25 protein-coding genes, 1 tRNA gene and 1 riboswitch are annotated in these 25,311 nt (G+C 66.5%); of the genes, 19 read left to right on the top strand and 7 right to left on the bottom strand.

Going from position 1 to position 25,311, the window contains the following annotated elements; genetic code table 11:
• Positions 1-20: 20 nt before the first annotated feature.
• A riboswitch (TPP riboswitch) is annotated at positions 21-128 on the top strand.
• A gap of 41 nt (positions 129-169) precedes the next feature.
• From thiC to lepA, 12 genes are all read left to right on the top strand, one after another.
• On the top strand, positions 170-2,005 hold the full coding sequence (gene thiC, locus IM632_RS03175; protein ID WP_296482808.1) for a phosphomethylpyrimidine synthase ThiC: 1,836 nt from the start codon (positions 170-172) through the stop codon (positions 2,003-2,005).
• Positions 2,006-2,028: 23 nt separating this feature from the next.
• Positions 2,029-2,811 carry a hypothetical protein gene (locus tag IM632_RS03170; protein WP_296482804.1) on the top strand — a complete coding sequence of 261 codons (783 nt, stop codon included), beginning with the start codon at positions 2,029-2,031 and terminating at the stop codon, positions 2,809-2,811.
• Between the two features lie 76 nt (positions 2,812-2,887).
• Entirely contained in the window at positions 2,888-4,273 is a 1,386-nt protein-coding gene (locus IM632_RS03165; protein ID WP_296482801.1) for a glutamine synthetase family protein, read from the top strand.
• Between the two features lie 94 nt (positions 4,274-4,367).
• The gene (locus IM632_RS03160; RefSeq protein ID WP_296482798.1) at positions 4,368-5,462 is read left to right on the top strand and encodes a spermidine/putrescine ABC transporter substrate-binding protein; all 1,095 of its coding nucleotides are present in this window, start codon (positions 4,368-4,370) and stop codon (positions 5,460-5,462) included.
• Positions 5,463-5,484: 22 nt separating this feature from the next.
• Positions 5,485-6,390, top strand: coding sequence for an ABC transporter permease (locus IM632_RS03155; RefSeq protein ID WP_296482795.1), 906 nt, complete (start codon positions 5,485-5,487; stop codon positions 6,388-6,390).
• A complete protein-coding gene (locus IM632_RS03150) occupies positions 6,390-7,262 on the top strand; it encodes an ABC transporter permease (RefSeq protein ID WP_296482792.1) in 873 nt (290 codons plus the stop codon). The genes IM632_RS03155 and IM632_RS03150 overlap by 1 nt, the downstream gene beginning before the upstream one ends.
• 6 nt (positions 7,263-7,268) lie before the next feature.
• Positions 7,269-8,390, top strand: coding sequence for an ABC transporter ATP-binding protein (locus tag IM632_RS03145; RefSeq protein WP_296482788.1), 1,122 nt, complete (start codon positions 7,269-7,271; stop codon positions 8,388-8,390).
• Between the two features lies 1 nt (position 8,391).
• A complete protein-coding gene (locus IM632_RS03140) occupies positions 8,392-9,141 on the top strand; it encodes a gamma-glutamyl-gamma-aminobutyrate hydrolase family protein (protein WP_296482785.1) in 750 nt (249 codons plus the stop codon).
• A 21-nt stretch (positions 9,142-9,162) separates the two neighbouring features.
• A complete protein-coding gene (locus IM632_RS03135; RefSeq protein WP_296482782.1) occupies positions 9,163-10,566 on the top strand; it encodes an aspartate aminotransferase family protein in 1,404 nt (467 codons plus the stop codon).
• Positions 10,563-11,963, top strand: coding sequence for a glutamine synthetase family protein (locus tag IM632_RS03130; protein ID WP_296482779.1), 1,401 nt, complete (start codon positions 10,563-10,565; stop codon positions 11,961-11,963). The genes IM632_RS03135 and IM632_RS03130 overlap by 4 nt, the downstream gene beginning before the upstream one ends.
• Positions 11,964-11,970: 7 nt before the next feature.
• On the top strand, positions 11,971-13,266 hold the full coding sequence (locus IM632_RS03125) for an FAD-binding oxidoreductase (protein ID WP_296482776.1): 1,296 nt from the start codon (positions 11,971-11,973) through the stop codon (positions 13,264-13,266).
• Positions 13,267-13,312: 46 nt separating this feature from the next.
• A complete protein-coding gene (gene lepA, locus IM632_RS03120) occupies positions 13,313-15,118 on the top strand; it encodes a translation elongation factor 4 (RefSeq protein WP_293515692.1) in 1,806 nt (601 codons plus the stop codon).
• On the opposite strand, the gene IM632_RS03115 is transcribed toward lepA, so the two are convergent.
• Together IM632_RS03115 and IM632_RS03110 are read right to left on the bottom strand one after the other, a co-directional pair.
• Positions 15,115-15,651 carry a TetR/AcrR family transcriptional regulator gene (locus IM632_RS03115; protein ID WP_296482771.1) on the bottom strand — a complete coding sequence of 179 codons (537 nt, stop codon included), beginning with the start codon at positions 15,649-15,651 and terminating at the stop codon, positions 15,115-15,117. The two genes, lepA and IM632_RS03115, sit on opposite strands and share 4 nt — an antisense overlap.
• 95 nt (positions 15,652-15,746) lie before the next feature.
• A complete protein-coding gene (locus tag IM632_RS03110; RefSeq protein ID WP_296482767.1) occupies positions 15,747-16,304 on the bottom strand; it encodes a TetR/AcrR family transcriptional regulator in 558 nt (185 codons plus the stop codon).
• Between the two features lie 70 nt (positions 16,305-16,374).
• Between IM632_RS03110 and IM632_RS03105 the strand changes: the two genes are divergently transcribed.
• The 3 genes from IM632_RS03105 to IM632_RS03095 all read left to right on the top strand — a co-directional run bounded on the left by IM632_RS03105 (position 16,375) and on the right by IM632_RS03095 (position 17,572).
• The gene (locus tag IM632_RS03105; RefSeq protein ID WP_296482764.1) at positions 16,375-16,713 is read left to right on the top strand and encodes a hypothetical protein; all 339 of its coding nucleotides are present in this window, start codon (positions 16,375-16,377) and stop codon (positions 16,711-16,713) included.
• Between the two features lie 24 nt (positions 16,714-16,737).
• A complete protein-coding gene (locus tag IM632_RS03100) occupies positions 16,738-17,121 on the top strand; it encodes a limonene-1,2-epoxide hydrolase family protein (protein WP_296482761.1) in 384 nt (127 codons plus the stop codon).
• 61 nt (positions 17,122-17,182) lie between these two features.
• Positions 17,183-17,572, top strand: coding sequence for a DUF983 domain-containing protein (locus tag IM632_RS03095; RefSeq protein WP_363278498.1), 390 nt, complete (start codon positions 17,183-17,185; stop codon positions 17,570-17,572).
• A gap of 91 nt (positions 17,573-17,663) precedes the next feature.
• Here the strand turns inward: IM632_RS03095 and IM632_RS03090 are convergent, their stop codons facing one another.
• Positions 17,664-18,002 carry an MmcQ/YjbR family DNA-binding protein gene (locus IM632_RS03090; protein ID WP_296482755.1) on the bottom strand — a complete coding sequence of 113 codons (339 nt, stop codon included), beginning with the start codon at positions 18,000-18,002 and terminating at the stop codon, positions 17,664-17,666.
• Positions 17,999-18,652: a peptide-methionine (S)-S-oxide reductase MsrA gene (gene msrA / locus IM632_RS03085; protein WP_296482753.1), complete on the bottom strand. Its 654-nt coding sequence runs from the start codon at positions 18,650-18,652 to the stop codon at positions 17,999-18,001. Before msrA ends, IM632_RS03090 begins: the two co-directional genes overlap by 4 nt.
• A 141-nt stretch (positions 18,653-18,793) precedes the next feature.
• On the opposite strand from msrA, the gene IM632_RS03080 reads away from it, so the two are divergent.
• Positions 18,794-18,883, top strand: a tRNA-Ser gene (locus IM632_RS03080).
• 399 nt (positions 18,884-19,282) lie between these two features.
• On the opposite strand, the gene IM632_RS03075 is transcribed toward IM632_RS03080, so the two are convergent.
• Entirely contained in the window at positions 19,283-20,548 is a 1,266-nt protein-coding gene (locus IM632_RS03075; RefSeq protein WP_296482750.1) for a cytochrome P450, read from the bottom strand.
• A gap of 11 nt (positions 20,549-20,559) precedes the next feature.
• The gene (locus IM632_RS03070) at positions 20,560-21,327 is read right to left on the bottom strand and encodes an SDR family oxidoreductase (RefSeq protein ID WP_296482745.1); all 768 of its coding nucleotides are present in this window, start codon (positions 21,325-21,327) and stop codon (positions 20,560-20,562) included.
• A gap of 137 nt (positions 21,328-21,464) precedes the next feature.
• Between IM632_RS03070 and IM632_RS03065 the strand changes: the two genes are divergently transcribed.
• The 3 genes from IM632_RS03065 to IM632_RS03055 are packed head-to-tail and all read left to right on the top strand — an operon-like array spanning position 21,465 to position 24,459.
• Complete coding sequence (locus IM632_RS03065; RefSeq protein WP_296482742.1) at positions 21,465-22,430, top strand: thiamine pyrophosphate-dependent dehydrogenase E1 component subunit alpha; 966 nt, start codon at positions 21,465-21,467, stop codon at positions 22,428-22,430.
• A gap of 9 nt (positions 22,431-22,439) precedes the next feature.
• Complete coding sequence (locus IM632_RS03060; RefSeq protein ID WP_296482739.1) at positions 22,440-23,450, top strand: alpha-ketoacid dehydrogenase subunit beta; 1,011 nt, start codon at positions 22,440-22,442, stop codon at positions 23,448-23,450.
• Between the two features lie 28 nt (positions 23,451-23,478).
• Entirely contained in the window at positions 23,479-24,459 is a 981-nt protein-coding gene (locus tag IM632_RS03055; RefSeq protein WP_296519114.1) for an NADP-dependent oxidoreductase, read from the top strand.
• Positions 24,460-24,533: 74 nt separating this feature from the next.
• On the opposite strand, the gene IM632_RS03050 is transcribed toward IM632_RS03055, so the two are convergent.
• Positions 24,534-25,311, bottom strand: a 778-nt coding sequence (locus IM632_RS03050) for a TetR/AcrR family transcriptional regulator (protein ID WP_296552008.1), incomplete at its 5' end; no start/stop codon positions are given.

Here is a 25,311-nt window from a genome sequence, read left to right as displayed (position 1 = left end):
CCGGGATTCCGGCCTAGGGTTCCCTGTCCTCGGGGAGTCGCGTTCAGGCGGCTGAGAGGCGGGTGAACCCGCGACCCGCAGAACCTGATCCGGGTCATGCCGGCGAAGGGAAAGGCGCCGAACAGACGCTTGACCGCGCCGGTCGCCCGCCCAACCGCGGAGCCAGTTGATGAACGCCCAGACCCCCACAACCGCCGCCGTCGCGACCGGCGGAATTCCCGGTTCGCGCAAGGTCTACGAGGCGGGAAAGGTCTGGCCGGACATCCGAGTTCCGTTCCGCGAGGTGGCCGTTCACCCCTCCGCCAATGAGCCGCCGGTGACCCTCTATGACCCCTCGGGCCCCTACACCGACCCGGCGGCCAGCATCGATATCGCCCGGGGCCTGCCCAGAACCCGGGAGCCCTGGGTCGTCTCGCGCGGCGACGTGGAGATTGTCGAGACTCCAAGGGAGGTTCGGCCTGAGGATAATGGCGGGGCCTCAGGCGCCCTGCTGGCGCCCGCCTTCGACGCGCCCCGGAGGATCTACCGCGCCCGGGGCGTCGCCGCCGTGACCCAGCTTGAGTACGCCCGCCGCGGGATCATCACTCCCGAAATGGAGTACGTCGCCATCCGCGAGAACCTGCGCCGTCAGGCGACGGACCCGGCGCTGCGCGACGGCGAGGACTTCGGGGCTTCCATCCCGGACTTCGTGACCCCCGAATTTGTCCGAGATGAAGTGGCGCGGGGTCGGGCCATCATCCCGGCCAACATCAACCACACCGAGCTGGAGCCGATGGCGATCGGCCGCAACTTCCTGGTCAAGGTCAACGCCAATATCGGCAACTCCGCCGTCCTTTCCACCGTGGCCGACGAAGTGGACAAGATGGTCTGGGCCATCCGCTGGGGCGCCGACACCGTCATGGACCTGTCCACCGGACGGAACATCCACAACATCCGCGACTGGATCGTGCGCAACAGCCCGGTCCCCATCGGAACGGTGCCCATCTATCAGGCCCTGGAGAAGGTCGGCGGCGTGGCCGAGGACCTGAACTGGGAGGTCTTCCGCGACACCCTGATCGAGCAGGCCGAGCAGGGTGTCGATTACTTCACCATCCATGCCGGAGTCCGGCTGGCCTACATCCCCCTCACGGCGAAGCGGGTCACCGGCATCGTATCACGGGGCGGCTCCATCCTCGCCAAGTGGTGCCTGGCGCATCACCGGGAGAACTTCCTCTACGATCACTTCGAGGAGATCTGCGAGATCATGCGGGCCTACGACGTCTCGTTCAGCCTGGGGGACGGCCTGCGCCCGGGCTCCCTGGCCGACGCCAACGATGCGGCCCAGTTCGCTGAGCTCGAGACGCTGGGAGAGTTGACCCGCGTCGCCTGGAAGCATGGCGTCCAGACCATGATCGAGGGGCCCGGCCATGTGCCCATGCACAAGATCAAGGCCAATATGGACAAGCAGCTGGCGGCCTGCGGCGAGGCGCCCTTCTACACCCTCGGTCCGCTCACGACCGACGTCGCCCCGGGCTATGACCACATCACTTCGGCGATCGGCGCGGCCATGATCGGCTGGTTCGGCACCGCAATGCTCTGCTACGTCACGCCCAAGGAGCACCTCGGCCTGCCGGATCGCAAGGACGTCAAGGACGGGGTCATCGCCTACCGGATCGCCGCCCACGCCGCCGACCTCGCCAAGGGACACCCCGCCGCCCGGACCTGGGACGACGCCCTCTCCCGCGCGCGCTTCGAGTTCCGCTGGGAAGACCAGTTCAACCTCGGCATGGATCCCGAGACGGCGCGCGCCTACCACGACGAGACCCTGCCAAAAGAAGCCTTCAAGACCGCCCACTTCTGCTCCATGTGCGGCCCGAAGTTCTGCTCCATGAAGATCAGCCAGGAGATCCGCGACGCCGCCGCCGCACAGAATGACGTTGCGGAGGGCATGGCCGACATGGCCAGGCGCTTCCGTGACAGCGGCGGCGAGGTGTATGTCCCGACAAGCGCTGGCCCGAAGACCTAGGCCGGCAAACGGAGGAGCCGCCCGTGTTCACCCCCGCCCTGACCTGGATTGGTTACTCGGTCGCCCTGATCCTGGTGGTTGAGGCGGGGTACCGAGGGTTTGCCTGGTACAGGAGACGCCGGGAGATTGTCGGTGAGGAAGACACATCCTTTGTCTTGTCCGCCGCCTTGACCCTGCTGGCCCTCCTGGTCGCCTTCACCTTCGGCATGGCGCATTCCAACTACGAACTCCGGCGGGATCTCGTCACCGAGGAGGCTACGGCGATCTCGACGACCCATCTTCGCCACCAGCTCCTGGATGATCCCCACAGAGCTGAACTGAATGCGCTGATGGCGGACTATGTGCGTGTTCGCATGTCCTTCAGTACGGACCGGGCCGATCCCGCCGCCTTGCAGGAAACGCGGTTGCAGACGGCCCGGCTCCAGACTGCGATCTGGAAGGTCACGGACAGCGCCCTTGAGACGCCTTCCGGTCAGCGGGTCTCGGTCCCGCTGCTCAATGCGACGAATGAGATGTTCGATGATGCAGAGCGGCGGTATGCAGCGTTCGACGCCAAGATTCCGGAACGAATTCTGCAAAGCCTGCATGCCTTCGCTCTGGGTTCGGCGCTTCTGGTCGGGCTGTCTCTCGCAGCGTCAGGGTCCAGACACCTAGTCGTGACCAGTGGTCTCTTCATACTGGTCGGCCTCGCCCTCAGTCTTGTCTCGGACATGGACAACGGGGCCTCCGGCCGGATCGTAACCTCCCAGGCGCCCATGGAGAGAGTCGCCGAGGCGATTGAGGCCGAGCGACGGGCCGCGCGCTGAAACCTGCGGCCAGGTTGGCGGGCCTGGCCCGGCGTGGCAGAAGGTATCGCGTCTTCCGCTCCGAGGTTTCCTTGCCATGCCCGTCAATCCCGTCGCCGATCCCGAGGAATGCCGGGCCTTCATGGCCGCCCATCCTGAAATGCGGTTCGTCGAGGTCGTCTTCACGGGCATGACCGGGGTGCCCAGGGGCAAGCGGCTTCGCATTGAGGAACTGCCGGCCGTTTATGACTACGGCCGCTTCCTGCCCGGCTCGGTCCTGGTGGTCGACACCCAGGGCGCCGACTGCGAGGCCACGGGTCTTGTCTGGGAGGACGGCGACGCTGATCGCAGGGCCCGCCCGGTGCCCGGGACCCTTACCCCGGCCCCCTGGCTTGGTCCGGATGTCGCTCAGGTCATGCTGTCGATGTACGAGCTTGACGGGTCTCCCAACGATCTCGATCCACGCCACGTTCTGCGCAGGGTTCTCGACCGCTATGCGGCCGATGGTCTGACCCCAGTCGCCGCCTGCGAACTTGAGTTCTATCTGGTGGATCTCCAGAGGGGACCGGGGGGAGAAGTTCTGCCCGCCCGCTCCATCCGCACCGGTCGGAGGCCGGAGGGCATACAGGTCTACGGGCTGCCGGAGCTTGAGGACCATGCGCCCTTCCTCCGGGAGCTCTGGGACACGGCCGATATCATGGGATTGCCGCTCGAGGGCGCCATATCGGAGTTTGCGCCCGCTCAGCTGGAGCTGACCCTGCATCACAAGCCGGACGCGCTGGCGGCCGCCGATGACGCCGTGCGCTACAAGCGCGCGGTCAAGGGCATAGCGCCACGACATGGGTGCGAGGCCACCTTCATGGCCAAGCCCTGGGCTGACAGGGCGGGCAGCGGCTTTCACGTCCACGTCAGTTTTGCTGACGCTTCGGGCGCCAACCTCTGCGCAGACCCGCGGCCCGAGGGATCGGACATGCTGCGTCACGCCATCGGCGGCATGAAGGCCCTGATGGGCGACTGCATGGCCATACTGGCGCCCAACGCCAATAGTTATCGACGGTTTCGCGCCAACTCCTATGCGCCCGTCGCGCCGACCTGGGGCGTGAACAACCGGACGGTCTCGCTGCGGGTGCCCGCCGGCCCGCCCGCCACCCGGCATGTCGAGCATCGCGTGGCCGGCGCAGACGCCAACCCTCATCTGGTTCTCGCCGCCCTGCTGGCCGCAGCGCACCATGGCCTGACCCGCAGGATCGATCCGGGCCCCGCGGTGGAGGGCGACGGCTACGCCGCCGCGGCCCGGGACGGCGTGAAGCTCCCGACCGACTGGGTTTCGGCAGTCGACCGGCTGGAGGCCTCGAGCGTGCTGCGGGAGTATCTGGGGACCCGCTTCGTGGACATGTATGTCGCCGTGAAGCGCACGGAGCAGGACAGGTTCGGGGCCGCCGTCACCGCCCTCGACTATGACTGGTATCTGGGCAACGCCTGAATCCGTGTCGCTCCGGTCGGTTTCGGGATTGATCCCGACGCTCAGGCGCCGTCATCTTCTTGTGCAGTTCGCCAACCCCGGGGAGACCTATCCGATGTCGATGTTTTCCAGACGCGGCGCGTCCCGCCGCAGCCTTCTCACCGCACTGGGCGCCGCCGCCATCGGGGTCTCGTTCAGCGCCTGCTCGCGCCCGGGCGGGGCTCCCGCCGGCGGAGGCGAGGAGCCGAAGCTGAACTTCTACAATTGGGACACCTACATCGGCGAGACGACCCTGTCGGACTTCAAGACCGCGTCTGGCGTTGACGTCAACATGAGCCTGTTCGCCACGAACGACGAGCTCTTCGCCAAGCTCAAGGCTGGCAATCCGGGCTTCGACGTCATCGTGCCGTCGAACGAGTTCGTGACTCGAATGACCGAGGCCAAGCTGATCCAGCCCCTTGACCATTCGAAGATCCCGAACCTCAAGAACGTCGATCCCAGCTTCATGAACCCGGACTTCGACCCCGGCCGGAAGATGTCGATCCCTTACACTTGGCTGGTCCTCGGGATCGGCTATCGCAAGAGCAAGGTGAAGGGCGTGCCGGACAGCTGGAAGTGGCTCTTCGACTCCGACGCCTACAAGAACAGGATTGCGCTCCTGTCGGAGTCTGCCGACCTCATCCGCCTGGCCGCCAAGTACAAGGGTCATTCCGTCAACAACATACCTCCCGAACTGGTCGTCGAGATCGAGAAGATGCTCGTGCGCCAGAAGCCGAACATCAAGGCCTTCCATGAGGACAACGGCCAGGACATGCTGCTTTCCGGCGATGTCGATCTCGTCCTTGAGTACAACGGCGACATCGCTCAGATCATGACCGAAGATCCGGACATCGGCTTCGTCGTGCCGAAGGAGGGCAGCCTCCTGAACTCAGACACGCTCTGCATTCCCGTGGGCGCGCCCCGCCCCAACAACGCCCATGCCTTCATCAACTACCTGCTGGATGCCGAGGCCGGGAAGAAGATCAGCGAGACCATCCTTTATCCGACCCCCAATGCGGCGGCCAAGGCGCTGATGCCGGCGGACTACCGGGCAAATCCGGTTATCTTCCCGCCCGCCGATGTCCTGGCGAAGTGCGAGTACGGGGCCTTTGAGGGGGCCGAGAAGGCCAGCCTCTACGAGGAGGTCATCACCCGGGTGCGCGCCGCCTGACCTGACGCGGAAACCCTCCGGGATGGAACAGCACTGGAAGTCGGCGAAGGGTCTCTTCGGGGCGGTTCTCGGACCGCCCCTCTTCTGGCTGGTCCTGTTCTTCCTGATCCCGATGGGGATCGTCTGGCTCTATTCCTTCGGAGAGAACCGGGGTCTCACGGAAATCGCCCTCACGGGGACCTTTTCAAACTATCTCCGGGCCCTCGATCCGCTCTACCTGATGATCTTCGCGAAGTCGGTCGGCATAGCCGCTCTGACCACCCTGATCTGCCTGATCATCGGCTTCCCCGTCGCCCTCGCCATCACCTTCGCCCCGCCCAAGGCCAAGACCTGGCTCCTGCTGGCGGTGATGCTGCCCTTCTGGACAAACCTTCTCATCCGGACCTACGCCCTGATCGCCTTCCTGCGGACCGAGGGCTACATCAATCAGTCCCTGGAATGGGTCTGGAACGGACTCAGCTCGGCGGTTTCGGTTCTGGGGATCGGTGTTCTGGGCCCCTTCGAGCCCCTGGATCTCCTGCATAACAACTTCGCCGTGGTGCTGGGCCTGGTCTACGTGCACCTGCCCTTCATGGTCCTGCCGCTCTATTCCGCGCTTGATCGGCTGGACACCTCGCTGATCGAGGCCAGCCTTGACCTCGGGGCCGGCCACCTGAGGACGCTGCTGATCATCGTCGCGCCCCTGGCCCTCCCGGGCATTGCATCGGGCGTGGTCATCACCTTCATCCCGGCCCTGGGCTCCTACCTGACGCCTGATCTCCTGGGCGGCCCTGACAGCCAGATGATCGCAAACATCATCGAGCGACAGTTCAAACGGGCCAATGACTGGCCCTTCGGCGCGGCCCTGTCCTTCCTCCTGATGTACATGACCTTCATCGCCATCGCCCTTCAGGCGCTGATGTCGCGACGCCCAAGGGAGCGGCCGTGATGGCCCGTCGTTCCGCGCCCGGACCGCTCGAGTACCTGCGACGCTGGCCTTTGCGGCTGTGGCTGGCCGCCGTCGGGATCTTCCTCTACGCCCCGCTGATCGCCCTCATGGTGTTCAGCTTCAACGACAGCCGTCGGAACGTCGTCTGGCAGGGTTTCACCTTCAAGTACTACGAAAAGGCCCTAAACAACGCGTCCCTGATCGAGGCCTTCGTCAACAGCCTGACGATCGCCGCAGTTTCGACCGTCCTCAGTCTGATCCTTGGCGCCTTGGCGGCCCTCGCCCTTTGGCGCTTCCGCTTTCCCGGAAAGACGGGCTTCGACGGCGCCCTCGCCCTGCCCATTGTCGCGCCCGAGATCTGTCTCGGGGTCGCCATGCTGGTCTTCTTCGCCAAGGTGCTGCCATGGCCGCAGGATCTGCCCTGGCCCCTCAACCTGGGCGCCATCATCATCGCCCATGTCTCGTTCTGTTTCCCTTTCGTGGCGGTCGTGGTCAGGGGGCGGCTGGCCAGCTTCAACAGGGAGCTCGAGGAGGCCGCGCGAGATCTTGGCGCCAGCGAGTGGCGGACATTGAAGGACGTGATCCTGCCGCACATGGCGCCCTCCCTTGTCGCCGGAGCTTTCCTGGCCTTCACCCTCAGCCTGGATGACTTCGTCATCACCTTCTTCACATCGGGTCCGGACACGGTGACCTTCCCGGTCAAGGTCTATTCCATGGTCCGCTTCTCGGTGACTCCAGAGGTCAACGCCGCGTCGACAATCCTGATCCTCGTCACCGTGATCCTCACCGCCGTAGCCCTCAAACTCCAGGGGGATCCAGCCTCGACAGCAGGCGGCCACGCGGCCCTCGACCGCCCCAAAGACCGTCCCTGAGGCGCCATGAGCAAACCCATCATCACCTTCGAGAACGTCACCAAGCGGTTCGGCCGCATGGTCGCGGTGGACAACGTCTCCCTGACCATCGACGAGGGGGAGTTCTTCTGCCTGCTGGGTCCGTCGGGCTGCGGCAAGACCACCCTGCTGCGCATGCTGGCGGGCTTCGAGACCCCCACCGAGGGGCGCATCCTGATCGACGGGCAGGACATCTCCACCGTGCCGCCGAACCGCAGGCCGGTGAACATGGTGTTCCAGTCCTATGCGGTCTTCCCGCACATGAGCGTGGCCGACAACGTGGCCTATGGCCTCAAGATCGATCGGGTCCCTTCAGCCGAGCGCGACCGGAGGGTCGAAGAGGCCCTCGAGCTTGTCCAGCTGGGCGGCCTGGGCGGGCGCAAGCCGGACCAGCTCTCCGGCGGTCAGCGCCAGCGCGTGGCCCTGGCCCGGGCCCTGGTCAAGCGCCCCCGGGTCCTGCTGCTGGACGAGCCCCTGTCCGCTCTCGACGCCAAGCTGCGCGACCAGATGCGCACCGAGCTCTGCACCCTGCAGGAGACCGTGGGCATCACCTTCATCATGGTAACCCACGACCAGGACGAGGCCCTGGCCCTGGCCAGCCGCTGCGCCTTGATGAACCGCGGCCTCCTTCAGCAGGTGGCCACCCCCAACGACCTCTACGAGTTCCCGGGCAGCCGCTTTGTGGCCGACTTCATCGGCTCGGTGAACCTGTTCGAGGGCGTCCTCGCCGTCGATGAACAGGATGAGGCCGTGATCCGTTCGCCGGAGCTTCCCACGGACATCTACCTCGACCACGGCGTGACCGGCGCCAAGGGAACCACCGTCTGGGCCGCACTGCGGCCCGAGAAGATAGAGCTGCACAAGTACGTTCCCGGGCAGCCCCCGCCGGTGCTGGACGACTCCCCGGCCGGCGCCAACCTTGTGCGGGGGGTCATCCGCCATGAATCCTACCTGGGCAGCGAGAGCACCTACGAGGTGGAGATTGCCGGAGGTCGGCGGGTCAAGGTGCTCAGGTCCAACCTGACCCGCTGGGACCAGGAGGACTTCGCCCTCGGCGAGGAGGTCTGGCTCGGCTGGCACGCCTGTTCGCCTGCCGTCCTGCTGAACTGACATGGCGCGTCCCGTCGCCGGCATCATCTGCTGCACCCGCACCGTCGGGATCGAACCCGCCCAGGCGGTAATGAACCGCTATGTGGCCTCGGCCATGGCCTATGCCGACGCTGCGGCCCTTTTGGTGCCGTCCATGCCCGGGCTCATGCGCGCCGCCGACGTGGCGAGCCGCCTGGACGGGCTTCTGCTGACCGGCAGCCCCTCGAATCTCGATCCGGGCGCCTATGGCGAAGCGGCGGACGATGCGCCCGGGCCCTTCGATCCCGCCAGGGACGCCATGACGGGGGACCTCATCCGCGCCATGCTCGACCTGGGCCGGCCCGTGTTCGGCATCTGCCGGGGCTTCCAGGAGCTGAACGTCGCCTTTGGCGGGACCCTGCGCCGGGACGTCTCGGAAAATCCCGACCTCCTGCGCCACCATGCGCCCGACGAGGTCGGATTCAATGAGATGTTCGATCATGTCCATGATGTCGAACTCACCCCGGGCGGCATCCTCGCCGGCGCCCTGGGACAGGCCCGCATTCGGGTGAACTCGGTGCACTATCAGGGCGTCCAGCGCCTGGGCGAGGGCCTGTCCGTGGAGGCCCAGGCCGATGACGGGGTGGTCGAGGCCTTCTCCACCCGTGTGAACACCGCCCCGGTCCTGGCGGTCCAGTGGCACCCCGAATGGCGGACGGGCGAAAATCCGCAAAGTCAGGTATTCTTCGGCATCTTCGGGCGGGCCCTCCGTGGCGAGCCGCTTGTCAGCTGATCCCTTTCAGGAGTGACCCGCGTGAGCGTTCCCATCCGCAACCACGACATCGCCGAACTGCGCCGCCTCGATCTGGCGCACCACCTGCCTGCCCAGGCGGACCATCGGCTGATCGCCAGCCTCGGCGGCAGCCGGATCATCACCCGGGCCGAGGGCAGCACCATCTACGACGGGGAGGGAAACGCCATCCTCGACGGCATGGCGGGGCTCTGGTGCGTGAACGTCGGATATGGCCGCGAGGAGCTGGCGAAGGCGGCCTACGAGCAGATGCTCGAGCTGCCCTACTACAACACCTTCTTCCGGACGGCGACGCCGCCCACGGTCAAGCTGGCCACCCGCATCGCCTCGAAGATGGGCGGTCACCTGAGCCATGTCTTCTTCAATTCCTCGGGGTCCGAGGCCGTCGACACGGTCTTCCGTCTGGCCCGGCACTACTGGAAGCTGAAGGGGGAGCCCCAGCGCCGGATCTTCATCAGCCGCTGGAACGCCTATCATGGCTCCACCGTGGCCGGGGTGTCGCTGGGCGGCATGAAGGCCATGCACGCCCAGGGCGACCTTCCGGTGCCGGGCGTCGAGCACGTCATGCAGCCCTACCTCTTCGGCGAGGCCTTCGGTGAGAATCCGGACGCCTTCGCCGCCCGGGCCGCCCAGGCCATCGAGGACAAGATCCTGGAGGTCGGGCCGGAGAACGTCGCCGCCTTCATCGGCGAGCCTGTCCAGGGCGCCGGCGGGGTCATCATCCCGCCGGAGGGATACTGGCCCCGGGTCGAGGCCATCTGCCGCAAGTACGGCATCCTGCTGGTGTGTGACGAGGTGATCTGCGGCTTCGGCCGGCTCGGCCAGTGGTTCGGCCACCACCACTACGGCGTGAAGCCGGACATGATCTCCATGGCCAAGGGTCTGTCCTCCGGCTACCTGCCCATCAGCGCCACCGGGGTGGCGGACCATATCGTGGCGGAGCTGCGCGAGAAGGGCGGCGACTTCGTCCACGGCTACACCTACAGCGGCCATCCCACCGCCGCCGCCGTGGCCCTGGCCAACCTCGACATCATCGAGCGCGAGGGCCTGGTCGAGCGCACCCGCGAGGATACCGGCCCCTATCTCGCCCGCTCCCTGGCGAGCCTGAACGACCATCCGCTGGTCGGCGAGACCCGCTCCCTGGGCCTGATCGGGGCGGTGGAGATCGTCCGCGAGCCGGGGACGAACAAGCGCTTCCTCGACAAGGAGGGCGAGGCTGGACCCGTCGTGCGGGACTTTTGCATCCGCAATGGCCTCATGGTGCGGGGTATCCGCGACACCATTGTCTGCTGCCCGCCCCTGGTCATCACCCGGGCCGAGATCGACCGGCTGGTCTCCATCATCCGCAAGTCCCTCGACGAGGCCGAGCCCGTCCTCCGGGCCCTGAAACCGGAGGCGGCGGCATGACCTCCCGCAAGAAGCGTCCGCCCCCGGCTTCCCGGGAGAAGCGCGGAGTCGCCTCGCTGGAAGCCGCCGGACCGTGGTTGGCGCGGCAGTCCATTGAAGAGATCGAGTGCCTTGTGCCGGATCTTGCTGGCGTGGCCCGGGGCAAGATCATGCCGGTCAGGAAGTTCCTGGGCGCGCCGTCCATGAACCTTCCGCTGGCGGTCTTCTATCAGACCATTACCGGCGATTTTCCTGAGGTCCTGGGCGCGGTCGCCGCGGTGCAGTCCGACACCGACATCTTCATGAATCCGGACTTCGCCACACTGGCTGTCGTCCCCTGGGCCCAGGATCCGACGGCTCAGGTTATCCACGACGCTTTCCACCCCGATGGCCGCCCCGTCGAAGAGGCGCCGCGGCAGGTGCTGCGGCGGGTGCTCGACCTCTACCAGGATAAAGGCTGGACCCCCGTAATCGCCCCGGAGCTTGAGTTCTACCTGGTCGATAAGAACACGGACCCCGACTATCCCCTGCGCCCGCCAATCGGCCGGTCCGGGCGGCCAGAGACGGGCCGGCAAGGCTATTCCATCGCAGCGGTCAACGAGTTCGACGCCCTCTTCGAGGACATGTACGAATACTCCGAGGCCCAGGGCCTCGAGATCGACACCCTGATCCACGAAAGCGGCGTGGCCCAGATGGAAATCAACCTGCGGCATGGCGATCCGCTGGAGCTGGCCGACCAGGTCTTCATGTTCAAGCGCACCATCCGCGAGGCGGCGCTGGAGCACGACATCTACGCCACCTTCATGGCCAAGCCGATGGCCGGCGAGCCCGGCAGCGCCATGCACATCCACCAGTCCATTCTGGACGCCGACGGCCGGCCCCTGTTCTCGGACCGGAAGACCGGCGAGGCCACGCGGTCTTACCTGTCCTTCATCGCCGGACAGCAGCGCTATCTGCCGGCGATCATGGCCGTGCTGGCGCCGTATGTGAATTCGTACCGCCGTATCGCCCGAGGCACCGGAGCACCTGTCAACACCCAGTGGGGATATGACAATCGAACCTGCGGCCTGCGGGTCCCGCCCTCCGACCCCGCCAACCGCAGACTCGAAAACCGTATCCCCTCGTCCGACGCCAACCCCTATCTGGCCACCGCCGCCGTCCTGGCGGCAGGCTGGTTGGGGATGACCCAGAACCTGACGCCGACGGAGCCGGTCGCCACCGACGCTGCGGCCCTCGGCATCGAGCTTCCGCGCAATCTCCTGGAGGCCCTGGTGCTGTTCGAGCAGAGCGACGCCCTGAGAGATGTTCTCGGCGGGGGGTTCTGCAGCGCCTATGCTGCCGTGAAACGGGCTGAGTACGAGACCTTCATGCAGACGATCAGCCCTTGGGAGCGCGAATTCCTCCTGCTGAACGTCTGACCGCGCCATGCGCAATGACGGACACCCTGCGGGCTCCTGGTATGCCGAAACGGCCGCCGTCCACCTGCCGGACCTTCCGCCCCCTCAGGGTCAGGTCCGCACGGGGGTTTGCATCGTGGGCGCAGGCTTCACAGGTCTGGGGGCCGCCCTGGCCCTCGCCCGCGCCGGGGTTCCCTGCCTTGTCCTGGAAGCGGCCCGGGTCGGCTCGGGCGCCTCGGGTCGCAATGGTGGCCAGGCGCATCCCGGCCACCGGCAGGACCAGGCCTGGCTGGAGGCCCGGGTCGGCGCCGACGAGGCCCTGAGGCTCTGGAAGCTGGCGGAGGCCGGCCGCGCGCACCTTTCCGGCCTGGTCGCCAGAGTCGCGCCGGAGGCCGACTACCGGTCCGGACTGATCCTCGCTCGCCACCGTCCGGGGGGGGAGGGACAGGACGCCGCCCATGTGGAGCATATGGCTCGGGTGTACGGCTGTGAGGCTCTCAGCCTTTTGTCCCGCGACGAGCTCGCGGAGGATCTGGGCACGGACGTCTACCATGGCGGCGTTCTTGACCGGGACGGTGGCCACCTGCACCCCCTCAACCTGGCCCTTGGTCTGGCGCGGGCGGTCCTGACTGCCGGCGGGGAGATCTGCGAGGGCGCGCCCGCCCTGTCCTGGACCCGGGGGGGCGGGACGATCGAGGTCGCCACCCCCACGGCCCGGGTCATCTGCGACCGGCTGGTGCTCACCGGAGACGGCTATCTCACCCCCATCGCCGGGGCGGCCCGTGACCGGGTCATGCCGATCAACAACTTCGTCCTCGTCACAGAGCCGCTGGGTGAGCGGGCCGGCCGAATTCTGAGGCGCAACGCCGCCGCCGCCGACACCCGCTTTGTCGTGAATTACTTCCGCAAGACCGACGACGACCGGCTGCTGTTCGGCGGCGGCGAGACCTACCGCGAGACCTATCCCGCCGACCTGGCCGGCTATGTCCGGCGCAGCCTCCTGAAGATCTATCCGGACCTGTCGGACGTGAGGATCACCCACGCCTGGGGCGGGTCGGTAGGCGTGACCCTGCATCGTACGCCCCTGGTGGCCTTTCCTGCGCCAGGGGTTTCCCTGGCTGCTGGATACTCGGGGCAGGGCGTGATGCTGGCGCCCTACGTCGGACACCTTCTGGGTCTCGAGGCGACGGGCGATGTCGCAGCAGCCGAAGCCCTGGAGGCCCTGCGCCGCCTGCCCGCCCCGGCCTTCCCCGGCGGGCGCTGGCTGCGCCGGCCTCTGACCATCGCCGGCCTGACCTGGTACGCCCTGCGCGATCGGCTCTGAACCGGCCTCGCCCCAGGACGCCGGAGTGTGCTAAGGGCGCGGCGACATGACCACCCCGCTCAGCCGAATCCGCAACTTCTCGATCGTGGCTCACATCGACCACGGAAAGTCGACCCTGTCCGACCGCCTCATCCAGGAGACGGGCGCCCTGACCCAGCGCGAGATGACCGAACAGGTCCTCGACAACATGGACATCGAGCGCGAGCGGGGCATCACCATCAAGGCCCAGACCGTACGCCTGAACTACAAGGCCCGGGACGGCGAGACCTATGTCCTCAACCTGATGGACACTCCCGGGCACGTGGACTTCGCATACGAGGTCAGCCGCAGCCTGGCCGCCTGCGAGGGCTCCATCCTGGTGGTGGACTCCAGCCAGGGGGTCGAGGCCCAGACCCTGGCCAACGTCTACCAGGCCATCGACAATGACCATGAGATCGTCCCGGTCCTGAACAAGATCGACCTTCCCGCCGCCGACCCCGACCGGGTGCGTGAGCAGATCGAGGACGTGATCGGCATCGACGCCTCGGACGCCGTCCTGTGCTCGGCCAAGACGGGGCAGGGGATCGCCGACGTCCTGGAGGCGGTGGTCACCCGCCTGCCGGCCCCCAAGGGGGACGCTGACGCCCCCCTCAAGGCCCTGCTGGTGGACGCCTGGTACGACCCCTATCTGGGCGTCGTCGTGCTGGTGCGAGTCATGGACGGGCGCCTGCGCGCCGGCATGAAGGTGCGGATGATCAATTCCGGCGCCGTCCACCAGGTGGACCGGATCGGCGTCTTCCGCCCCAAGCAGACCGAGGTCGATGAACTCGGCCCCGGCGAGATCGGCTACATCACCGCCCAGATCAAGCAGGTGGCCGACGCCGCCGTCGGCGACACCCTCACCGAGGAGAAGCGGCAGACCACCACGCCCCTGCCGGGGTTCCGGGTCGCCCAGTCGGTGGTGTTCTGCGGCCTCTTCCCCGTGGACGCCGCCGACTTCGAGGACCTGCGCGCCGCCATCGGCCGCCTGCGCCTGAACGACGCCAGCTTCACCTACGAGATGGAAACCTCGGCGGCCCTCGGCTTCGGCTTCCGCTGCGGCTTCCTGGGCCTCCTGCACCTGGAGATCATCCAGGAGCGCCTGTCGCGCGAGTTCGACCTCGACCTGATCGCCACCGCCCCCAGCGTGGTCTACCGGATCACCCTGACCAACGGCGAGGTGCTGGAGCTCCATAACCCCGCCGACATGCCCGACCCGGTGAAGATCGACACCATCGCAGAGCCCTGGATCAAGGCCACCATCCTGACCCCGGACGAGTACCTCGGCGCGGTGATCAAGCTCTGTCAGGACCGCCGCGGCGTGCAGCGCGAGCTGTCCTACGTCGGCAGCCGGGCCATGGTGATCTACGACCTGCCCCTCAACGAGGTGGTCTTCGACTTCTACGATCGGCTGAAGAGCGTCTCCAAGGGCTACGCCTCCTTCGACTACCAGGTCGAGGACTATCGGGTCGGCGACCTGGTCAAGATGAGCATCCTGGTCAATGGCGAGCCCGTCGACGCCCTGTCCATGCTGGTCCACCGCGACCGGGCCGAGGCCCGCGGCCGGGGCATGGTGGAGAAGATGAAGGACCTGATCAGCCCGCACATGTTCCAGATCCCGCTCCAGGCGGCGATCGGCGGCCGGATCATCGCCCGCGAGACCATCCGCGCCCTGCGCAAGGACGTCACCGCCAAGTGCTATGGCGGCGACATGAGCCGCAAGCGCAAGCTGCTGGACAAGCAGAAGGCCGGCAAGAAGCGCATGCGCCAGTTCGGCAAGGTCGACATCCCCCAGGAAGCCTTCATCGCCGCCCTGAAGATGGACGCGGATTAGGCCCAGCGGGCCTGACGCAGCACGCGCGCGTTGACGCCCGTCAGGACGGTCCCCATCACGATGGGGTTCAGGGAGGTGAAGATCAGGCCCGCCATGGCGCGCCTGTCAGCCGGATCCTCGATATCCAGGAGGGTCTCCAACCAGTCGAGGATCTGGTTGATGACCGAAGCGGCGATATCCACAAACGGGGCCTCGCCACGGGCGCCCGCTCCGATGATCTCAAGCCAGAGGGACATGTAGGGCTTGATCGTAGGGGCCTCGATGACCTGCCGGGCAGTCTCCGACATGGCCTCCGGAGACATCCGCGTCGCGCCGGGCAGGGCGGTCGCCAGGCGCTGCCCGAACTCTCCCCGCAGCAGGGCTGAGGCCTCCTTCAGCACCTCGGAACGGCTACGGAAGTGCAGGGCGAAGACCCGGTCGTTCAGGCCGGCCGCCAGGGCCAGGCCGCGCAGGCTGGTTCGGGACAGGTCGCCGGACATGAGGAAGCGGGCGATGCGCTCCAGCGCCGCTCTCCGGGTCTCCGCCAGCACCATGAAGGGCTCCTACGCCGTCGAAGGAGGCAGACTGCCACGGCCATGGCTACCGGACCGTCAATGCCGGGGAAGATTCCCCCGGGGCCTTGTCGATTTCAGGAGGTGAAGCGCACATCCCCGGCCCGTTCAGCGGCGGCGGCGGCCCGCTCGGCCCCGGCGCCGATCTCCAGCAGGGCCAGGCCGTCGATGGCGGCCAGGATCAGGCCGGCGGTGGCGGCCCGCCTTTCCGCGTCCTCGATGTCCAGCCGGGTCTCGATCCAGGACAGGAAGCCGGCCGTGACCTGCCTTGCGATGCCGGCGAAGGGCGCCTCTCCCCGGGCGGCGGCGGCGATGACCTCCATCCACAGGGCCATGAAGGGCCGGACCTCGGGATCGGTGGCGATCCGCGCCGCCTCGGCCAGAAGGCGCTCGGGGGGCCGGCGCGCGCCCGCCGGAAGGGCCGCCTCCAGCCGACCGCCCAGCTGGGCCGCCACATGCCCCATGGCCTCGCCCAGGGCCTCGGCCTTGTCCCGAAAATAGTAGAGCAGCATGCGGTCGGAGATCCCGGCCGCCGCCGCCAGCTGGCGGACGCTGGTGCGCGCCAGCCCGCTGGCCAGCAAATGCCCCGCCAGCCGCTCCGTCACCACCTGCCTCTGCGCCGCGCGGAGCGCCATGATTTCTCCTTGTAGCACCCGCTACAATATGCCAGGAATGTAGCAACCGCTACATTCCGGAGTCCGGGCCATGACCCTCTTCCGCATCTTCCTCGTCGCCGCCCTGGGCGTCATCACCGTCTATACCGGCGTGGTGGTTGCAAATCACGGGCTGAACCTCTTCCCGGCCTTCTTCGGCGACATGGCCCGGATGGGCTGGGCGGGGCAGTTCAATCTGGACTTCATGTTCATGCTGGCCCTCTCGGCCCTCTGGACGGCCTGGCGCAACGGCTTTTCGGCCGGCGGGCTGGGCCTGGCCGTCGTGGCCTTCTTCGGCGGCATGCCCTTCCTTTGCATCTATCTTCTCTACCTCCTCTCCCGGACGGGCGGCGACATGCGCCGCGTGCTCCTGGGCGATGCCCGCGCCTGACCTGAACTCCGGAGACCGCCGCCCATGAGCGCCCCTTCCGATCCAGCCGCCGTCGTCGACGCCTTCCTGGCCGCCATGGAGGCCAAGGACTACGCCGCCGCCACACCCTTCGTGGCCGAGGACTGCCGCTATGAGAACATGAATGCGCCGGGCACGGTGCACGTCGGTCCGGCCGGGGTGGTGGGCTTCCTGGAGCCCTTCTTCGCCCCGATCTCGAAGAACGAGTTCCACGTCCTGCGCCGCGCCTTCGCCGGCGACGTCGTCTTCATCGAGCGGCTGGACCGCCATCTCTTCGGCGCCAAGTGGGTGGAGCTGCCGGTCACCGGCGTCTTCGAGGTCAAGGACGGCAAGATCGTCTTTTACCGCGACTATTTCGACGCCCAGGTCCTGACTGCGCAGCTGGCTTGAGGCCGCTCTCGCAGGTCGGGGGGCTCTGGCTTTTCGCCCCACCTGCGCGCATATGGGGTCCATGACCCAGAGCCCCGCCTTCTTCACCGCCGTCTCCCGCGGACTGCGCGGCCGCTGCCCGCACTGCGGGGAGGGCCGGATGTTCCGTTCCTACCTCAAGGTGCAGTCCGACTGTCCCAGCTGCGGCGTCGACCTGACGCGGTATCCGGCTGATGACGGCCCGGCCTATTTCACAATCCTGATCATCGGCCATCTGGTCGTCGTGCCCATCCTCTTCATTCCCTATGTCTGGCAGGGACCGCCGGTCATCACCGTGCCCCTGGTCCTGACGCCCCTTGCGCTGGTGACCCTGGCTCTCCTGCCCATCGTGAAGGGCGCCTTCATCGGCCATCTGGCCTATCTGCGCCTGACGTCCGACCAGGCCGAGCAGCACACCGCCGACCAGGCCTGACGGCGGCGCCCGGGGCGAGAGGACGGAGGCGTAAGGCGTCCGCGCCGCCAAACCCGCGCGCAGCGTCATCCTCGAGGACTGTGGCGGGGGCCTAGAGCCCCAGTTCGTCCCGGGCCTTGCGCGTCAGCTTGGCGGCGACCAGGGCGTGGGCGCTGGCCAGCCAGCCGCGCACCTCGTCCGCGTCCAGGTCCGCCAGCCGGTCGAAGGCCACCCATTTCGCCCGGGCCAGATAGGGCGCCGGACGGGCGCGGCCGTCCTCCACCAGGATGGCGTAGGCGATGTCGCTGACCTTGATCGACAGGGCGCCGCCCAGGCCGGTGATGGCGAAGATGCGCCCGCCCACCTTGTAGACGTCGGCGCCGCCCCACTGGACGACCTTCTCCGTCGCGGGCAGGGCGAGGGCGGCGGCCTCGAAGGCCTCCGGGCTCACGCCTTCACGCCCACCCCGATGGGGCAGGCCACGCCCGTTCCGCCGACGCCGCAATAGCCGTTGGGTACCTTGGCCAGGTACTGCTGATGGTAGGGCTCGGCGTAGTAGAAGGCCGGGGCCGGAGCGATCTCGGTGGTGATGGCGCCGAAGCCCCGCGCCGTCAGGGCGCCCTGGTAGGCGGCCAGGGAGGCCCGCGCCGCGGCCTCCTGCGCCGCGTCGAAGGCGTATATCCCCGACCGGTACTGGGTGCCGATGTCATTGCCCTGGCGCATGCCCTGGGTGGGGTCGTGTCCTTCCCAGAAGACCTTCAGCAGACCCTCGTAGGAGATGACCTTCGGGTCGAAGTGCACGAGCACGGCCTCGGTGTGGCCGGTGCGCCCGCTGCAGACCTCCTCGTAGGTCGGGTTCGGGGTGAAGCCGTTGACATAGCCCACAGCCGTGGCGACCACGCCAGGCGTCTGCCAGAACTTGCGCTCCACGCCCCAGAAGCAGCCCATGGCGAACAGGGCGGCCTGCAGGCCAGGGGCGAAGGGCCCCTTCAGCGGCTGGCCGGTGACGAAGTTGACCGCCGCCGTGGGCAGGGGATCGGGCCGGCCCGGCAGGGCGGTCGCGGCGGTGGGCATGTCGGGCGACTTACGGAAGAAGACCATGGCGGGGCTCCTGAGGGGCGGGTGTGCCTGTACGCGCCAAGATAGGCCCGGCCGCCGCCGATTGCACCTGCCGCCTTGCCCGCCGTCTCGCGCCGGTATATCTCCACCCGTCCACGCCGGAGGCCCGCCTCCGGCCCGTGGGGTGAGGTGGCCGAGTGGTTGAAGGCGCACGCCTGGAACGCGTGTATAGGGGAAACTCTATCGAGGGTTCGAATCCCTCTCTCACCGCCATCCCAACAGCGAAAATCCAGGTGAAGTTGGGTTGAGCTGTCGAGGGGCTCGACTGCCCCCCCAGCGCGCCTTGCTTAACGCCTAGGTGCGCGGCGCCCGGTTGGTCGACCTCTGCAGCGTATCAGCCTTCACGCTATGGTTCTCGACGATCTCGCTCGTCGGCCCATGACCGCGGTGAACCGCGAGCGAGGGATGCCGGGTCATGGCTATCGGTGCTGATCCTGCAGGTGAAGGTCGGCGATTGTCTTCCCATCGATCCTGAGGAAGGTCATGCGCCAGTTCTTCGTCACAGTCATCGCCCCGCGCCCGGCCCCGAACAGTCACGCTCAAGAGCTGATGGGGATTGGGTAAGCAAACCCCGTTTCGGGACCGACTGAGCCTGTGGCGGGAGCGCGAGGACTATGCGGGGTCGTACTCGATGTGCAGTTCAGACACGCCCCGCATCAGAATGGTGGGCAGATACATGAATGTGTTGCGGCCAGGTGTGAAGCGGAAGTCGCGCATCCTGCGGAGCAGGATCGGCCAGGCGATAGTCATTTCCTTTCGCGCCAGCTGAGCGCCGATGCAGTGGTGGATGCCTGCGCCAAAGGCGAGGTGGTCTTTGGCATTCTCTCGGCGTACGTCGAACCGGTCACCGTCGGCGAATACGGCGCCATCGCGATTTCCCGAACCATAGCGGAGGAGGACGAGATCTCCCTCTTTGACGGAGACGCCGCCGATCTCGCAATCCTCGGTCGCGACCCGGTACATGTTGTTGGTCGGGCTGAGATACCTGAGCGTTTCCTCGACGAAGTTAGGGACAACCGCTGGCTCACTGCGCAGCAGGCCTTCCAGGCCAGGGTTCGAAATCAGGTAGAACATGCCCGCGGTCAGCGAGTGCGCGGTGGTTTCGTTGCCGGCGACCAGAAGCTGCTGGAAGATCGAGAGCAACTCGGCATCGGTCATTTTCCGCGCATCGCCCTCCTCGGCGAGGTCGGCATGGACGAGGTCAGAGATCACATCATTGGTCGGTACGGCGCGCTTGGCCTCGATCATTCCGAGGAAGTATTGTTGGTACTCCCCGATCCGCCGAGCGGCCTCGATGCGCGCGTCCTTGCTCGCGAGGCCGTTCATGCGGGTGATGAAAGCGTCGGACCAGAGGCGGAAAGTGTCCATATCCGACCTCGGCACACCCAATGCGTCAGCGATCACGATCATTGGCAGGTGGTTGGCGAAAGCGCTCTTGAACTCGCACGCGCCGAGGGGCGCGATAGCGGAGGCCAGCTCCTCGACGACCTCTGACACCCGAGCGCTCATGGCTTCCACGCGTTTCATGGTGAACGCCTTCATCGCCAGTTTTCGGTAGCGGGTGTGGACCGGCGGGTCGGCGGTGAGCAGCGTCTCGACGGCGGGGATTAGCGCACGCTGGGCCTCCTGCTCTTCCGGGTCGATCTCCTGGAGCGCGCCCTTGCGCAGCACCTCGCTGAACCTGTTGGAAAAGCGATTGGGTTGCGCGCAGACGGCGCGGATAAGGTCGTATGTCGCGACCGACACGAAACCAGTGTGCGGGTCACGATAGACTGGCGCCTCTGTCCGCAGGCGCTCCAGATAGGGGTGGGGATCTTGGAGGATCGCCATGTCCAACGAGTTGATCGCGTCGAGGGGCGCCGTTGCAACATCGGTCATGGATGTCTCCTTCATGCGAGCGCACCGCCCTCGACGGGCAGGTCGGCGCCTGTGATGAAACTCCCTTCGTCGGAAGCGAGAAATAGGATCGCGGCCGCAACTTCCGAAGCCTTGCCGACGCGTCCCATCGGGTGCATGGCTGCGAATTGCCTTTCCGCAGCGTCCTGCGTAGCGCCGGCCTGCACGGCGCGGTCGATGTAGCTGCGGTACATCGGCGTATCTATGGCGCCCGGCAGCACACAATTGGCGCGGATGTTAAGGCCCGCCTGCGCGCAGTGTAGCGCCACCGAACGTGTGAGATAGCGCACCGCGCCCTTCGATGCGGAATAGGCGGGGAAAGTCGCTCCGCCGCGCGCGCCAAGCATCGAAGCCACATTGACGATCGCCCCGCCACCCGCGCGCTTCAGCGCCTCCACGCCCACTTTGCAGCCCAGAAAGCAGCCGTCTGCGTTGATGGCCATTGTCTCGCGCCAATGCTCCAGTGAAGCCTGTTCGATGCTCGCGGGCTGGCTGATTCCCGCCGAGTTGACGATGATGGAGACGGGGCCGAACCGCTGCTCGGTTTGCGCAATCGCCAACCGCCAGGCCGCTTCGTCTCGTACATCCAGGGGGAAGAAGGCCGCACCCGTTTCGCGGGCGAAAGCCTCGCCCTTTGCGCTATCCCGGTCACCGAAACCGACACGCGCGCCTTCTCCGACAAGCGCGGCGACGGTTTCCGCGCCGATCCCCGAAGCGCCTCCCGAGACGAACGCCGTCCTCCCCTCGAACCTGCAGCGCATGGCGCTCTCCTCTGGTCGCTCCGAGCACTCTGGCTCTGGTCACAGGCCAAAACAAGCAGTCTTGACTTTTTCGCCTACCTCCCGCGACTGTCTGCAGAGCGGTCGCCGGAAGGGCGCAAGCCGTTGAGGAAGCGCGTATGCAGTTCAGCGCAGATGAAGTCCGTCGCGCCTATCAGCGCATGCGCACTATCCGCACGTTCGAGGAGCGCGTGGAGAAAGAGTTCGCGCTCGGCAACATTCCTGGCTTCGTCCACGTCTATATCGGATCGGAAGCCTCTGGCGTGGGCGTCTGCCACGATCTCACCGACGAGGATTACATCGGCTCGACCCACCGTGGCCATGGCCACTGCATCGCCAAGGGCTGCGGCGTGCGCGGGATGATGCTGGAAATCTTCGGTCGCGAGGGCGGCCTGTGCAATGGCAAGGGCGGCTCGATGCATATCGCCGACCTCTCCAAGGGCATGCTGGGCGCCAACGCCATCGTCGGCGGCTCGCCACCGCTCGCGGTGGGTGCGGCGCTCTCCGCAAAGCTGCGCGGGGGCGGCCATGTTTCCGTCGCGTTCTCGGGCGACGGCGCTTCCAACCAAGGCACGATGTTCGAAGCCATGAACATGGCCGTAGTGCTGAAAGCGCCAGCGATCTTCGTGGTGGAAAACAACGGTTATGGCGAGCATACCGCCGCGAGCTATGCCGTCGGGGCGCCCTCCATCGCGGCCCGAGCTGAGGCGTTCGGCCTGCCGGCGGAGGCTGTTGACGGCGCAGATTTTTTCGCTGTTGTCGACGCCATGCGCCGCGCCCTAGACCGTGCCCGCAACGGTCACGGACCGGCGTTCATTGAGACCAGAACGCCGCGCTGGCGCGGACACTTCGTCGGCGATCCACAGGCTTACCGGACAAAGAGTGAACTCGCTGCGGCCATGGCGATCGATGCGATTGAGAACTTCCGGGTCGCCGCGAAGGAACGCGGCCTTCTGGGTGACAGGGACTTCGCCGACATCGACGCCGCCGTCGCGCAGGAGATTGAAGACGCCGTGGCCGCCGCCTTGGCCGCGCCGCCCCCGTCGCTCGCCTCGCTCGAACAGGACGTCTACGTCAGCTATTGAGGATCGCCGATGCCGAAGAAGAGCTACCGCACGGCGATCAACGAGGCGCTGCGCATGGAGATGGAGCGCGATCCACGCGTCATTCTGATCGGTGAGGACATCGCCGGCGGTCAGGGTGGGTCGGCGGGTCCGGGAAAGGTCGGCGGCGTTCTCGGTGTCACTGCCGGGCTCTACGACAGGTTCGGTCCGTCGCGGGTGATCGATACGCCGATCACCGAAAGCGCCATCATTGGCGCGGCCGCCGGCGCAGCGACGACGGGTATGAGGCCCGTGGCGGAAATCATGTTTGTCGACTTCGTCGGCGTCTGCTTTGACCAGATTTACAATCAGGCTGCGAAGTTCCGCTACATGTTCGGCGGCAAGGCCAGGACGCCGCTGGTGATCCGCGCAATGATTGGCGCGGGCTTCCGAGCCGGCGCACAGCACTCGCAGACACTGACGCCGCTCTTCACCATGGTGCCGGGTCTCAAGGTGGTGGCGCCCTCCAACGCCTACGACGCCAAGGGTCTCCTGATCGAGGCGATCCGGGACGACGACCCCGTGATCTTCCTGGAGTCGAAGACGCTATACGATACGGAAGATGACGTTCCCGATGAGGCCTATCGCATCCCGTTTGGAGAAGCGCGGGTGGCTCGGGAGGGCGACGACATCACCATTGTGGCGATCGCCGCGATGGCGCCGCGGGCGCTCGCGGTTGCGAAGGAATTGGAGAAGGATGGCATCGACGCTGAGGTGATCGACCCGCGCACCACCTCGCCGCTCGACGAGGAGACGCTGATCGAGAGTATCGAGCGCACCGGACGCGTCGTGATCGTGGAAGAGAGCCCGCCTCGCTGCTCGGTCGCCGCCGACATTGCAGCCATGCTTTCCGACAAGGCGTTCAAGCATCTGAAGGCGCCAATCCGGCGGGTAACCTGCCCACATACCCCGGTTCCCTTTGCGCCTAATCTGGAGGACGAATACATTCCCAACTCAAAGCGTATCCGCGAAGCGGTAGATGCGGTGCTGGCCTATGGCTGACACTTGGCCCCGAACCCACCGGCAGTGGTTGATCGCGGACCGTCCTAACGGCCGTCCGCTGAAGGACAGCGATTTCGAGCTGGTGACGCGTGACATACGCGCGCCTGAGGCGGGCGAGGTGGTGCTCCGTACGCACTGGCTCGGCTTCGATCCCGCGCAGAAGGGCTGGATGGAGAATGTCGGCGGCTATGTCGCGGCGACAAACATCGGTGATGTCATGCCCGGCTCCGGAATCGGGTCGGTGATGGCGAGCGAACATCCGAAGTTCGCCGTCGGCGATATCGTCGCCGGACGCTTCGGCTGGCAGGAGTTTCCGACAGTCGCCGGCGATGAGCTGGAGAGGATCTCAGATCCGGAGATGGCGACCGCACGGCTCGGGGTGCTCGGCACCACGGGTATGACCGCTTATTTCGGGCTCCTGCGGGTGGGTAAGCCACAGGCGGGGGACACCGTCGTAGTCTCAGGCGCTGCTGGGGCGACGGGCTCGGTCGTCGGCCAGATCGCGAAGATCGCCGGTTGCCGCGTGGTCGGCATTGCAGGCGGCGCTGAGAAGTGTCGTTGGATCGTCGACGAGTGCGGGTTCGACGCAGCGATCGACTACAAGGCGGAGAATGTGCGTGACCGCCTTGGTGAGCTTTGTCCGGATGGGATCGACGTCGTCTTCGACAATGTTGGCGGCGTCATCCTCAACGATATGCTTGCTAAGATCGCAATGCATGCCCGGGTCGTTATCTGTGGCGGCATTTCGCGATATACGCTCGGCAAGATGCCAGCGGGGCCGGAGAATTACTTCAACCTCATTTTCATGCGCGCCACGATGCAGGGCTTCATCGTGCTGGACTGGGTGAGCGAGTACCCGATGGCGCGAAGGCGCATGGCGGCCTGGATTCGGGAAGGCCGTGTCCGCACGCGGGAAGACGTCCAGGAAGGTTTCGAGAACGCACCACGCACACTGATGCGTCTCTTCGCCGGCGAAAATCTGGGTAAGCAGCTGCTGCAGGTCGGCTGACCCTTTCCAAAGCACGGTCTCGGCTGGCCCGGGCCAGGATGCGCGCGAATGTGGCAGCTTCGACGCTGTCCCCCCTATCCCCGCCGCGACGGCGGCTTCCGGGGCTCGCGTCGATCAGGTCGCGCGGTCGCATCACGCGCGGCCTTTGCAAGCAGGCGGCGACTTTCCGGTTCGCGAGCCAGCACCTTCAGGAACTGCAGGATTTGCGCTGCGCGCGTATCGCCGTCGTCGCCGAACCAGCCGTGCGTGGCGAGGCCGTCCAGCAGAAAACGCGTGACGTCGCGCCTGAGATGAAAGCCTTCGGCACGCTTTTCTTGAGCGGAAAACAGAGCCATCGCAGTCTTGCGTCGCGCAAGGTCGTAGGCGGCCATCGCGGGTCGAAAGACTGCGGCGAGATCGGGGTCGGTGTGAGCGGCGTTCGAGAGTTCGCTGTAGGCGCGGTACTCCTCCGTCTGGTTCTGCCGCCAGGCCTCGTCGATCGCCTCGGCCACCCGGTCGTGCCCCGGCTCGATCTTGCTCATCGCGACCTCGAACATCTCGATTCGCCGCAGGGTCACGTAGTGGATCGCCGCGCCGATCAGGTCCATCCGCGTCGGGAAATGGTAGAGCAGGGCCGAACGCGTCATCTTCGCCAGCTCAGCGACTGTGATCGCATTTGTCCCGGCATAGCCGAAATGTGCGAGACAGTGCACGGTCGCGTCCATGATGCGTCGGCGCGTGTCTGCACTCTTGCGAAGCTCGCCAGATTCAAGGTCCGTGGGGTAGGGCAGGCTGGATGCGGACTTACGGGGCATACTGCAGTAGTGACCGCTCCGCCCACCGGTCAAGGGTGCTTGCAATTGCCACCATCGG

The organism is Phenylobacterium sp. (genome assembly GCF_020402505.1).
In the GTDB taxonomy this organism is placed as follows: Bacteria; Pseudomonadota; Alphaproteobacteria; order Caulobacterales; family Caulobacteraceae; genus Phenylobacterium.
This window is presented reverse-complemented; position numbering and strand designations above follow the sequence as displayed.